This is a genomic window from Bacillus cabrialesii (assembly GCF_004124315.2).
GTDB lineage: Bacteria > Bacillota > Bacilli > Bacillales > Bacillaceae > Bacillus > Bacillus cabrialesii.
The window spans coordinates 742,731-755,351 of the sequence record NZ_CP096889.1 but is presented as its reverse complement, the minus strand read 5'-3'; the positions used below and the strand labels follow the sequence as shown (position 1 = coordinate 755,351).

10 protein-coding genes are annotated in these 12,621 nt (G+C 46.5%); 3 read left to right on the top strand and 7 right to left on the bottom strand.

Features of this window, described 5'->3' with window-relative positions:
* Positions 1–9: 9 nt before the first annotated feature.
* The gene (gene gatC, locus EFK13_RS03880; RefSeq protein WP_024715828.1) at positions 10–300 is read right to left on the bottom strand and encodes an Asp-tRNA(Asn)/Glu-tRNA(Gln) amidotransferase subunit GatC; all 291 of its coding nucleotides are present in this window, start codon (positions 298–300) and stop codon (positions 10–12) included.
* 412 nt (positions 301–712) lie between these two features.
* On the opposite strand from gatC, the gene opuE reads away from it, so the two are divergent.
* Together opuE and EFK13_RS03870 are read left to right on the top strand one after the other, a co-directional pair.
* A complete protein-coding gene (gene opuE / locus EFK13_RS03875) occupies positions 713–2,191 on the top strand; it encodes a proline transporter OpuE (RefSeq protein ID WP_044152761.1) in 1,479 nt (492 codons plus the stop codon).
* A gap of 105 nt (positions 2,192–2,296) precedes the next feature.
* The gene (locus tag EFK13_RS03870) at positions 2,297–2,995 is read left to right on the top strand and encodes an MgtC/SapB family protein (RefSeq protein WP_080010246.1); all 699 of its coding nucleotides are present in this window, start codon (positions 2,297–2,299) and stop codon (positions 2,993–2,995) included.
* Between the two features lie 37 nt (positions 2,996–3,032).
* Here EFK13_RS03870 and EFK13_RS03865 read toward each other — a convergent pair whose 3' ends face one another.
* The 5 genes from EFK13_RS03865 to pcrB form a co-directional block, all read right to left on the bottom strand.
* Complete coding sequence (locus EFK13_RS03865) at positions 3,033–4,061, bottom strand: phosphotransferase enzyme family protein (protein ID WP_193554147.1); 1,029 nt, start codon at positions 4,059–4,061, stop codon at positions 3,033–3,035.
* A 144-nt stretch (positions 4,062–4,205) separates the two neighbouring features.
* On the bottom strand, positions 4,206–5,396 hold the full coding sequence (locus EFK13_RS03860) for a CamS family sex pheromone protein (RefSeq protein ID WP_129506477.1): 1,191 nt from the start codon (positions 5,394–5,396) through the stop codon (positions 4,206–4,208).
* A 15-nt stretch (positions 5,397–5,411) separates the two neighbouring features.
* Positions 5,412–7,418, bottom strand: a complete 2,007-nt coding sequence (gene ligA / locus EFK13_RS03855) for an NAD-dependent DNA ligase LigA (RefSeq protein ID WP_129506478.1) — start codon at positions 7,416–7,418, stop codon at positions 5,412–5,414.
* A 23-nt stretch (positions 7,419–7,441) separates the two neighbouring features.
* On the bottom strand, positions 7,442–9,661 hold the full coding sequence (pcrA, locus tag EFK13_RS03850) for a DNA helicase PcrA (RefSeq protein WP_124044069.1): 2,220 nt from the start codon (positions 9,659–9,661) through the stop codon (positions 7,442–7,444).
* 61 nt (positions 9,662–9,722) lie between these two features.
* Positions 9,723–10,409: a heptaprenylglyceryl phosphate synthase gene (gene pcrB / locus EFK13_RS03845; RefSeq protein WP_129506479.1), complete on the bottom strand. Its 687-nt coding sequence runs from the start codon at positions 10,407–10,409 to the stop codon at positions 9,723–9,725.
* 281 nt (positions 10,410–10,690) lie between these two features.
* Here pcrB and EFK13_RS03840 point away from each other — a divergent pair, with 281 nt between their 5' ends.
* Positions 10,691–12,268 (top strand): FMN-binding glutamate synthase family protein, encoded by a 1,578-nt coding sequence (locus tag EFK13_RS03840; protein ID WP_129506480.1) that lies wholly within the window; start codon positions 10,691–10,693, stop codon positions 12,266–12,268.
* A gap of 36 nt (positions 12,269–12,304) precedes the next feature.
* On the opposite strand, the gene EFK13_RS03835 is transcribed toward EFK13_RS03840, so the two are convergent.
* The gene (locus EFK13_RS03835; protein ID WP_003219429.1) at positions 12,305–12,619 is read right to left on the bottom strand and encodes a YerC/YecD family TrpR-related protein; all 315 of its coding nucleotides are present in this window, start codon (positions 12,617–12,619) and stop codon (positions 12,305–12,307) included.
* Between the last annotated feature and the right edge of the window lie 2 nt (positions 12,620–12,621).

The following is a 12,621-nucleotide window of genomic DNA, read 5'->3' as shown; positions in this document are numbered from 1 at the left end:
GTCCCTCCTTTAGTCCAAAATTGATGGCACACGAATATAGCCGTCTTTATGGTCAGGCGCATTTTTCATGACATCCTCAACCGGAAGACCTTTACCCGCTTCATCTTCTCTCATGACATTTTTCATTTTCAGCACGTGAGTTGTAGGCTCCACATTGTCTGTGTTAACCTCATTAAGCTCCTCGGCAAATGAAATAATGCTGTCAAGCTGTTCAGTGAACATTTTTGCTTCTTCGTCAGTAATTGCAAGTCTCGCAAGGTGCGCAACGTGCTTTACTTCTTCTATTGAAATTCGTGACATATGATCCACCTCCACATATTTCTCCGTTAAGTCATATAATACTGATCATATCAAAAACAAGCCCTTTAAAGCAACAAAACGCCTTAGGTCGAGCCTGGGTTTTCGAGACAATACCCTATATATTTTATACTAAAAAGAGATAAAGGAGAAACGAAATATTTTTCTGAAAATTTTTACTTTAATTATTTTTTGAAAGCGTTTTATTCTTTATTCCCTTCTAGGTTCACGTCGGTATTTCCCTCTGATGATCGAGGTTTCATCGCTTGAATGGCCGGGAATACTTTGTTAGGTTAAGTTACCAAGTGCACCCGCAAAAGAATTTCTTTTGGTTTGCACTGAGCCAGGCTGCTTAACTGGCACCATCAATTTGAGAGGTGATGCAACATTATTAGAAGTGAAGAGAGGGTAAAACGTGAGTATTGAAATTATTATATCGTTAGGAATTTACTTTATTGCCATGCTGTTAATCGGCTGGTATGCATTCAAGAAAACCACTGACATCAATGATTACATGCTTGGAGGAAGAGGCCTCGGACCGTTTGTCACTGCGTTATCTGCCGGCGCGGCGGATATGAGCGGATGGATGCTGATGGGTGTTCCCGGCGCGATGTTTGCGACAGGGCTTTCTACTTTATGGCTTGCTTTAGGTCTTACAATCGGGGCGTATTCAAACTACTTGCTGCTGGCGCCAAGGCTGCGTGCTTATACGGAAGCGGCGGATGATGCGATTACGATTCCTGATTTCTTTGATAAACGATTCCAGCATTCTTCATCACTGCTGAAAATCGTATCCGCTTTGGTCATCATGATCTTTTTCACATTGTATACCTCTTCCGGTATGGTATCCGGCGGCCGGCTGTTTGAATCTGCCTTTGGCGCGGATTACAAATTAGGATTGCTTCTGACTACCGCTGTTGTCGTATTATACACACTATTTGGCGGTTTCCTTGCTGTCAGTCTGACTGACTTCGTGCAGGGTGCGATCATGTTTGCAGCACTAGTGCTTGTGCCGATCGTTGCTTTTACCCACGTGGGCGGCGTTGCTCCGACTTTCCATGAAATCGGCGCTGTTAACCCACATTTATTGGATATCTTTAAAGGCGCGAGCGTCATTAGCATTATTTCCTATTTAGCCTGGGGCTTAGGCTACTACGGCCAGCCTCATATTATTGTCCGATTTATGGCCATTAAAAACATTAAAGATTTAAAGCCTGCGCGCCGAATCGGCATGAGCTGGATGATCATTTCAGTTCTCGGTTCTGTCTTGACAGGTTTGGTCGGTGTTGCTTATGCGCATAAATTTGGAGTTGCTGTAAAAGATCCAGAGATGATATTCATTATCTTCTCTAAAATCTTGTTCCACCCTTTAATTACAGGATTCTTATTGTCAGCAATTTTAGCTGCGATCATGAGTTCCATCTCCTCGCAGCTCTTAGTAACAGCAAGTGCTGTGACAGAGGATTTATACCGGACGTTTTTCAGACGAAAAGCTTCCGATAAAGAATTGGTCATGATCGGGCGTCTGTCCGTGTTAGTGATCGCCGTTATTGCGGTTCTTTTATCATTGAATCCGAGCAGCACCATTCTGGATTTGGTCGGATATGCTTGGGCCGGCTTCGGTTCAGCTTTCGGGCCTGCGATTCTGCTCAGCCTGTATTGGAAGCGGATGAACGAATGGGGCGCGCTAGCTGCGATGATTGTCGGGGCTGCGACCGTGTTGATCTGGATTACAACCGGCCTGGCAAAATCAACCGGCGTGTACGAAATCATCCCTGGGTTTATCCTCAGTATGATTGCCGGCATCATCGTCAGCATGATTACAAAGCGTCCCGCAAAAGCCTCTTACCGATTATTTGGTGTTATGGAAAAGCTGTTAAAGCGCAAAAAGTAAACAATAAGCCATCAAGCACCGCTTGGTGGCTTTTGTGCTCTTGTTTTGCTATAAATACTGTGAGAAAATCATATTTATTTAAAAACACCTTAGAGAAGGGGGAATTTGCTGTTGAGCTGGTATATTGATCCTGATATTTTATTAAAACTGGGCATTGCCACGTTGATTGGCATGGTCATCGGGCTTGAGCGCGAATTAAAAAATAAGCCGCTCGGATTAAAAACCTGTATCGTTATCGCCGTCAGCTCATGCATGCTGACGATCGTCAGTATTAATGCGGCATATCATTTCCCTAAATACTACCGCATCATGATGGATCCGCTGCGTCTGCCGGCACAAATCATCTCCGGCGTCGGATTTATCGGGGCCGGTGTCATCCTGCGGAAAAGCAACGATGTCATTTCCGGCCTGACGACATCGGCTATGATCTGGGGGGCAGCAGGGCTCGGGCTGGCAACGGGAGCCGGGTTTTATAAAGAAGCATTTGTCAGTCTTCTGTTCATCTTGATCAGCGTGGAATTTCTGCCATGGGTCGTCAGAAAAATCGGTCCCGACCGCCTGCAGGAAAAAGACATCCGTATCAGAATGTCGCTTTCTGATAAAGACAAAATGACAGAGATTTTAAAAGAAATGAAAAGAAGAGATATCAAAACACACTCCGTCCGGATCGACGACCTCGGTGAAAAGGAATTTCCGATCATGGAAGTGAAGGTCCGCGTCCATAAAAACAGGTACACGACCGATGTCTACTATGACATAAAAGACATTGAAGGCGTGGTCGGCGTAAAGTGTGATACATTATAAAAGCCAATGGGACATGAATCCCATTGGCTTTTTCTATCTATGCCAGTACAGAAAAATCAAATGCTGTGATCGGTGTGCCATTCTCTATATCTCTTCTGAAACCGGCCAGCATTTCTTTTTCATCTTCTCCTATTGCGTTAAGGTCAAACATCTGATGCAACAATCCGTAAATCAGCATATGGCGAAGGCGGAGGAAATCAGGTATCCTTGTCAGCCACGCAGGATCAAGATCATTTTCCTCCCAGTACCCTTTCATAAAATGCGTCATAAATTCCTCTGTAAACGCAGCTTTATCTTCATATGGCACAACTGGGTACCACAGTATATTGTAGAGAAGAATGCTGATATCGTTAATAAACCAATTGTAGCCGATATCGTCAAAATCGAATGCTGTGATTTTGCCATGATCCCAATGAAAATTGCCATGATGCAGATCCGCATGCACCAAACCGTAGCTGTCCCGGCTTTTCGGCAGCCGCCGCAGTTCATTCATCAGCGAATCGGCTTGCTGAAACACCTTTGTCTGATCTTCAGGCACATACTTTCTCAGCTTTAATTGCTCCTCTTCATCCCATTCCTGTCTTTTAAAATCGGGATTGCTCAGTTTGTAGCTTTTTGTCAGGCTGTGCATGCTGCCTGTGTATCTGCCAAGCTCATAAAATAGCGTTTCATTCCAGTCCGGTTCATCCACTTTCCGCCCCGGCGCTTTCTCATACACTCTCAATAAAAATGCCCCGCCGTTTCCGTCCGGCACTTCTTCAACGTCTTTTCCGCTCAGCGACGGGAGGGGTTTGGCAACCGAAAGCCCGCCTTTTGCAAGGTGACGGATCCATTCCATCTCTCCCATCATGTAATTAGTAGATCTCCGAATGGTATGGGTGATCTTTAAAATATAAGATTGATTGTCTTTCATGCATTCATATACATAGTTTTCCGCATCAGCCAGAAAACGCACCTGACTTTTCGGGAAACCGTATTTCTCCACAGCCTCTGCCAAAACCTGATCTTCATGAAATATTTTTTTGATATCTTTATGCACGTCTAACTTCCTTTCCTTGCGATAGATTTGATATTGATTGTTTTCACACGAGTTCCAGCATCAACATACCTCCCCTTGATTTGTGTTTCGGCAGAAGCGGAAATCAGTTTCCCTTTTCCTGTTAATTGTAACATAAAAACCCTTGTGCCATATTGGCACAAGGGTTTTCTATCAGTCATAAATATGAACAGTCGGCTCTTTATCTCCGGCATTGCGGATAATAACCGCTTCCTGTCCGTCAGAGGACGTGATGTTGACTTCGACATCAACTGAGCCCTTCGAGTAGTAATCCATCACTTCACCCGTTAAGAACTGGGTAAACGCGACGACTTCACTTTTTCCGTAAAATTGCATTGGGATGTCAATTTTCATTTTCTTCATTTCATCATTTTCATACAGCGCTGTACCGACAACGCCTGTGTAGTTCGGGAAATACTCTTCAATTGAGTTTTTGAACCGCTTAAAGACCTCGGTGTCATCAGGGTATTTCTCTGCTGTCGTTGTATCCGCCGGATAGAATACATATTTTTCATTGATGTCATCCCAATTTGAGATCTCAGTGGAGCCTGCTTTGACCTCTGTTTTGGCGATGAAGTTCCCCGGCACAATCGATGTTTTTGACGCCTGCTTATAAAGCGCGACTGTGATCGGCACATTCTTCAGGTTATCTTTTTTACGGAGGCGGTTAATGACCTCCTGTGCGATTTTTTCTCCCTGTTGGCGGAGCGTGCTGTCCTTAATCTCCACTTCCTTTTGAGGGTCGCCAGTTTTTTCACGATAGTAATACACGGAGTTTAGCGCCAGTCCGACCATCACGCCGCCAAGCTGGATAGAATTCTTGTCTTTTCTGACTAAATAATCGTGCTCCAGCATGGACGCTAAATAAACCGGGCTGCTTTCGTTCTTTTCTTCTGTTGAGCCGGAGCTCGGAAGCGCTGGGTTCAAGCCTTCATTTTTGAAGTTTTTATCTTCTTTTTGGGCTTTTTTCAGATCAGAGCCTGTTTTTTTCCGTGCCAGCCAGCTTAATACTGTATCTTCATCTAAATATTGCCCTTCTTGGAACAGATAATCGTCCGTCGAGAAAGAATCTTGGGCAAGACGCATCAGCCCTGTTTCAAATTCATCAATGTCAAGTCTTGTATTCAGCTGTTCCGTTGTTAAGCCGCGCGCTTTTCCCGCCTTAAACGGCAGCACCATTTTGTAATAGGAGTCTGAGATATTATATTTCGGGACAATCGCTTTTTCTGACGATTTCGCCGTCTTTTGCGTAATCTCTTCCTCCTTCTTCCCCCCAAAACCTGACGAGCAGGCAGACAGCATTAACACTGCCGCCGTTGCCGCCATTACCAACGTCTTTTTCAATAGAAAACACTCCTCTTATTTCTTTAGCTCTCCCATTAACTGCTCTTCATTCCATACTTCTATGTTCAGCTCTTGCGCTTTTGTCAGCTTGCTTCCCGCCGCTTCTCCGGCGATGACCAAGTCTGTGTTTTTGCTGACGCTGCCAGTCAGCTTGCCGCCTAGCGCTTCGATTTGCGCTTTGGCATCGTTTCGTGACAGTTGTTCCAGCTTTCCTGTCAGAACAATTGTTTTACCCGCAAAGTAAGAATCGCTATCCTCTGCTTTAACTTTTTTCGGGCCTTTGTAGAGTGTGTTTACGCCCAGCTCCTGAAGTTCATCAAGGAGTTCAAGCATTTCTTCTTTATGAAAATAGGTGATGACCGCGTCAGCCATTTTTTCACCAATTTCATCGATTGCAAGAAGCTCCTCTTTTGAGGCTTTTTTCAGGTTTTCCAGGCTTTCAAAATGCATGGCGAGTGTTTTTGCTGCCTTTGATCCGATAAAGCGGATGCCGAGTCCGAACAGCAAGCGCTCTAACGAATTTTCTTTTGATTTTTGGATGGAGCTGATCAGGTTTTCAGTGGACTTTTCGCCCATTCGTTCGAGCTGGATGACCTGTTCCTTCGTCAGCTTATACAAATCGGCCACATTGCGGACAAGGCTCTCCTCAAACAGCTGTGTGATGACTCGTTCGCCAAGCCCGTCAATGTTCATGGCGTTGCGGGAAACAAAATGAATCAGCCCCTCCCGGATTTGCGCCGGGCATTCAGGGTTAATGCAGCGGAGTGCCACTTCTCCTTCAATACGGACGAGCTCACTGCCGCATTCAGGGCATTCTGTCGGCATGCTGAATTCCTTTTCTTCTCCTATGCGCTGTTCTACAAGGACGTTCACGACTTCCGGAATGATATCGCCCGCTTTTTTGACAACGACCTTATCGAAGATCCGAATATCCTTTTCTCTAATTAAATCTTCGTTGTGAAGGGATGCTCTTGAGACCGTTGTGCCGGCAACTTTTACCGGCTCCAAAACCGCAGTCGGCGTAATCACACCCGTTCTGCCGACATTTAATTCAATATCGAGAAGCTTTGTTACGACCTCTTCAGCAGGAAATTTATACGCGATCGCCCAGCGCGGGCTTTTCGCCGTGAAACCGAGCTCCTCCTGCTGATCAAGGGAATCCACCTTAATGACGATGCCGTCAATTTCATACGGAAGGTCAGCGCGCTTCGCCTGAAACTCATCGATCAGCGCAATGACTTCTTCAATGCTGCCGCATTTTTTCCGTTCCTGGTTCGTTTTAAATCCGATTTCGTCGAGAAAATCAAGCCCCTGGCTTTGCGTCTCCACACCCATCTCGTCAAGCTCCGCTATACTGTAGACGAAGATATCGAGGTTTCGTTTCGCCGCAATTTTCGGATCGAGCTGTCTGAGTGATCCCGCGGCTGCATTTCGCGGATTGGCGAACGGTTCTTCTTCATTTTTAATCCGTTCCTCGTTGAGCGCTTCAAACGAACGCTTCGGCATATACGCCTCGCCGCGCACCTCGATTGACAGATCACGTTTCATTTTGAGCGGAATATTGCGGATCGTCTTCAGGTTCTCCGTAATATCCTCTCCCGTCGTTCCGTCACCCCTTGTGGCCCCTCTGAGAAAATAGCCGTCTTCATAACGGAGAGAAACAGCAAGACCGTCTATTTTCAGCTCCACATTATACGCCACATCATCGCCGACGGCCTGGCGCACCCGGCGGTCGAAATCACGGAGATCATCGGCGTTAAAGGCGTTGCCCAGACTGAGCATCGGCGTGCCGTGGGTGACTTTCTGAAACGCTTCTAGCACCGCACCGCCGACACGCTGCGTAGGAGAGTCAGGCGTTCTGAGGTCTGGATGCTCCTCCTCGATCGCAATCAGCTCCTGCATCAATCTGTCGTATTCGGCATCAGGGACGCTCGGTTCATCTAAGGTGTAATATTCATAGCTATACTTGTTGATGGTGCGGCGCAGTTCGTCTGCCCGCTGCTTCGCTGTTTCTTTGTCCATCTGCTTCTTCCTTTCCTCATCAATTACTGCTTTTCAATAGGAGCGAATGCCGCTAACAGGCGTTTCACGCCAACAGGGCTCGGGAAGGCAATATCGAGCTCCGTCCCTTCTCCTTCGCCTTTCACACTGACGACAGTTCCTGTTCCCCATTTTTTATGGCCCGCTTTATCTCCGACTGCCCAATTTAAGGTGTCGCCGCCAGTTTTGCTGGCGTAGGATACCGGACGTGAAACAGGACCGCGTCTCGGCTGCATTTTTCTCGCAGACGGCGCTTTCGTTTCTTTTTTCTCATTTAGGTTTTCCAATAAATCATCCGGTATTTCAGCAATAAAGCGAGATTCCGGGTTCATATTTGTTCGGCCAAACAAGGTGCGCATTTTGGCGTTGGTCAGATAAAGCTCCTGCTCCGCCCTTGTAATCCCAACATAAGCAAGGCGGCGTTCTTCTTCCATTTCCGCTTCCTCCATTAATGAACGGCTGTGCGGGAAGACGCCTTCTTCAAGCCCCATCAAGAAAACAACCGGGAATTCAAGCCCTTTTGCGGCGTGCAGTGTCATTAACGTGATTGCATCCTTGCCGCCTGACTCTTCCTCCTTCTGGTCGAGCTGATCGATATCTGCAATCAGCGCCAAGTCTGTCAAGAACGCAACGAGTGTCTTGTCTTCACTTTTCTGTTCAAAGTTTTTTGTAACAGACAGAAACTCGTCGATATTTTCTAAACGGCTTTGGGCTTCAATTGATTTCTCAGCCTTCAGCATTTCTCTGTATTCCGTCTTATCAAGAATTTCTTCTGTCAGCTCTGTAATGGATAAATAATCCTGCATATTGGTCAGGTTCTCAATCATCTGCCTGAAGCTGTCGAGCGCGTTGGCCGCCTTGGCGCTGACGCCGATAAAATCGACCTGCTGAATCGCTTGGAAAAAGGACAATCCGTTCATCGCCGCATACGAAGCGATTTTTTCAAGTGATGTCGCGCCGACTCCGCGTTTCGGCACATTGACAATGCGCGTAAAACTGATATCGTCATCCGGATTGGATACGAGGCGCAGGTACGCGAGAATGTCTTTAATTTCTTTTCTGTCATAGAACTTTGTGCCGCCGACAATGTTATAGTTCAAGCCCGCTTTGAGAAGTGTTTCCTCAATCACACGGGACTGCGCGTTTGTCCGGTACAAAATGGCGATATCCGACAGCTTCCGCTTGCCTGTGCTGTGAAGCTGATGAATTTTACCGGCCACAAACTGTCCTTCGCCGAACTCATTATCTCCGCGGTAATAGGAAATTTTGATGCCCTCATCGTTTTCCGTCCACAGATTTTTCGGTTTGCGGTTAGAGTTGTTTTTAATGACCTCATTGGCTGCGCGCAAAATCCGTTTTGTTGAACGGTAGTTCTGTTCGAGCAAAATCACGCTTGCGTTCGGATAATCTTTTTCAAAAGAAAGAATGTTGGCGATATCCGCGCCGCGCCATCTGTAGATCGACTGGTCGGAGTCCCCGACAACGCAAAGGTTCTGGAAACGCTCCGCAAGCTGCTTCACGAGCATGTATTGGGCTCTGTTCGTATCTTGATACTCATCGACGTGGATGTACTGGAATTTGCGCTGATAAAATTCAAGCACTTCCGGCACACGGTCAAACAGTTTAATCGTTGTCATAATTAAATCGTCAAAATCAAGCGATTGGTTTTTCAAAAGCTTCTTCTGATAATCAGTGTATACATCGCTGACGACCTGATCATAGTAGCCGCCGGCAACTTTAGAGAATTCCTCCGGTTCGGTCAATTCGTTTTTCGCGCTGCTGATCGTGCCGAGGATGCTTCTTGGGTCAAACTTTTTCGGATCAAGATTGCGCTCCTTCAAAATCCCCTTGATCACTGAAAGCTGGTCAGCCGTATCAAGGATGGAGAAATTGCGGTTGATCCCAATCCGGTCGATATCTCTGCGCAAGATCCGCACGCACATGCTGTGGAATGTGGAAATCCAGATATCGTCCGCACCCGGTCCGAGAATGCTCTCCACACGTTCTTTCATTTCGCGTGCCGCTTTATTTGTAAATGTGATCGCCAGAATGTTCCACGGCGCCACATGCTTTTCCGCCATTAAATAAGCGATTCTATGTGTCAGGACACGCGTCTTTCCGCTTCCCGCTCCCGCCATCAGCAAGAGAGGCCCGTCCGTTGTTTTGACTGCTTCCTGCTGAACGGGGTTTAATCCGCTTAGTAATTGATTGCTAATATAATTCAAAATTCGTTCACCCGCCTATACAAAACATATGTTCTATCATAAACCAAATCCGTACAATTTACTACTCGCCTTTCACAGCCGCTACTGTTTTCAAAGCCCGGTCAAAATCTTCATACACCGCATTGCCTACAACAATCACATCGGCATATTCTGCATATTGCTTTGCCGTTTCCGCATCCTTGATGCCGCCGCCGTAAAACAAGGTGGACGTTTCCAATACAGCCTTCGTTTTCTTCACGGCTTCTATGTCGCCAAGCACCCCGCTGTATTCTAAATAAAAAATCGGGAGATGCAGCAGCTCAGATACACGCGCATAGGCGACAATATCGTCAATACTCAAATCGGCATCCGCTTCAGTCAATGCCGCGGCTTTGCAATCAGGATTTGCGATGCAGTAGCCTTCCGCCACGATTTCTTCCATTGACATCAGTTCACCGTATTCCTTCATGGCTTTCTGATGCATTCCGACAATCCAGTCGGCATTCTTACTATTTAATACACTCGGAATAAAATATAAGTCAAAGCCGGGAACGATCGCTTCAATCGCTGACACCTCAAGGACACACGGCACCAAAAACCGTCTCACCTTAGACATCATCCGAAGGACATTATCTTCAGTCACACCATCGCTTCCTCCGATAATGACCGCATCTGTTCCTGATTCACAAAGAATCTCCAGCTGTTCATCAGGCAAATCTTTATTTGGATCGAGTTTAAAGACATGCTTCCACTCCGTTACATCGTACACGTCATACGTTCCTCCATTCGTTTGTTACCATTTAAACATTATAACAAATTCACATAGCGTGGAAAAACGGAAAAAGCCGTTAATCTCGTTATTCACTGAAAAAGGTGTTTTGATTCTTTTTTCATAAAAAAAGAGCGCTCAAGAGCCTTCGTATGACATGCGGGAGCGCCTGCGCTGTAAGTCCCTCAAAAGAATTTCTGTATTTTCTTCCGATCAGACTGTTATTGTTTGGAAAGCGTTCAACTGTGGAAATGATTACATAAAAAAAGGGAGGCTGACGGATGGAAACGATTATCATTGCACTCATCGCATTTATCATCGGGATCATTGCCATCCCCATCGTTTTGTTTGTCTGGATCTACATAAAAGATGAAAAACAGCAGGAGCATTCGATCCTCCGCAACTATCCCGTCATCGGAAGGTTTCGATATATCCTTGAAAAAATCGGGCCGGAGCTCAGGCAGTATTTATACAGCAATGACAATGAGGAGCAGCCCTTTTCCCGAAAGGAATATGAACAAACCGTCATCTCGGGCAAATACAAAAGCAGAATGATGGGCTTTGGATCAGTAAGAGATTTTGATAAACCGGGCTATTATATCCGTAACGCCCTGTTTCCGAAACAAAAAGAAGAATTGCGTGTAAACCAAACGCCTAAAATTGAAACCCAAATCTATAAATCCGATGCTGACAATCTGTTCAAACGCAAGGAACATGCCGAGCACATCAAGGCCGATCCCTACTTTCTCCACCCTGATGATGTTCAGGTGATCGGCGAGCATACATGCGAGCAGCCTTTTTATGTGAAGGGATTAGTCGGCCAGTCTGCCATGAGCTACGGTTCTCTTGGAGAACGGGCGATTACGGCGCTCTCAAAAGGGCTTCATCAGGCAGGCGGCACTTGGATGAATACCGGTGAAGGGGGATTGTCCGAGTATCACTTAAAGGGCGGCGCCGATATCATTTGCCAAATCGGGCCGGGGCTTTTTGGCGTACGCAAAAGAAACGGAGAATTTTCATGGGAGGAGTTTAAAAGAAAAAGCAGGCTTGACCAAATTAAAGCGTTTGAGCTAAAGCTGGCGCAAGGAGCCAAGACCCGCGGCGGCCATGTGGATGGCGCCAAGGTATCAGAGGAAGTGGCAGACATACGGAATGTTGAACCCGGGAAATCGATTGACAGCCCAAACCGCTTTCATGAATTTTCAAGCGTTCCTGACATGCTCGATTTTATTGAGAAACTTAGAGATGTCGGGCAAAAGCCAGTCGGTATCAAACTTGTCGCAGGTCATCCCGACGAATTACACGAGCTCTTTTCTTATATGAAGAAAAGCGGAAAGCATCCGGATTTTATCACGATCGACGGGAGTGAAGGCGGTACCGGCGCTTCCTTTTTTGAACTGGCTGACACTGTCGGCCTTCCGATTATGACAGCGCTCCCTATTGTTGATACGCTTCTTAGACAATACGGCTTGCGCAGACACCTGAAAATCTTTGCTTCCGGGAAGCTCCTGACTCCTGACAAAATCGCGGTCGCCTTAGCCCTTGGCGCTGATTTTGTCAACATCGCACGCGGCATGATGTTTTCCGTCGGCTGCATCCGCGCTCTCGTGTGCCACACCAACACGTGTCCGGCAGGTGTGGCGACAACAGATCCAAAACTGCAAAAAGCACTGAGCGTTGAGGAAAAACAGCATCGTGTGTGCAACTATGTCATTTCACTGCGCGAGGGACTGTTTAACCTCGCAGCCGCAGCCGGGATCAATTCGCCGGCCTGTTTTTCAAAAGAGCATGTTGTCTATCGAAAAGAGGATGGCAGCATCGTTGACATCGACAAACTCATTCATCAATTTGTTTCATAAAAAAACCGCCCTTGCCGACGGCAGGGCGGTTTTTTGTTATTTAGAAGAAGACTCAGTTTCAGTCTCCTTCACACGGTCAAGCGCCATTTCATAAGCGTCATTTCCGTAATTTAAGCAGCGTTTCACACGGGAAATCGTAGCCGTGGAAGCGCCTGTTTCTGTTTCAATCTTATGGTACGTGTTTCCTTCGCGAAGCATACGCGCCACTTCAAGGCGCTGAGCCAGCGATTGAATTTCGTTAATTGTGCAAAGATCATCGAAGAACCGGTAACATTCCTCCAGGTCTTTCAGCGATAAGATCGAGTTGAATAACTGGTCCAGCTCTTTGCCGCGTAATTTATCGATTTGCATCG

Excerpts from the sequence above, each read along its gene's own strand:
- gatC (WP_024715828.1), bottom strand. The coding sequence starts at position 300 with ATGTCACGAATTTCAATAGAAGAAGTAAAGCACGTTGCGCACCTTGCG.
- ligA (WP_129506478.1), bottom strand. The coding sequence starts at position 7,418 with ATGGACAAAGAAACAGCGAAGCAGCGGGCAGACGAACTGCGCCGCACC.
- EFK13_RS03840 (WP_129506480.1), top strand. The coding sequence starts at position 10,691 with ATGGAAACGATTATCATTGCACTCATCGCATTTATCATCGGGATCATT.
- EFK13_RS03835 (WP_003219429.1), bottom strand. The coding sequence starts at position 12,619 with ATGCAAATCGATAAATTACGCGGCAAAGAGCTGGACCAGTTATTCAAC.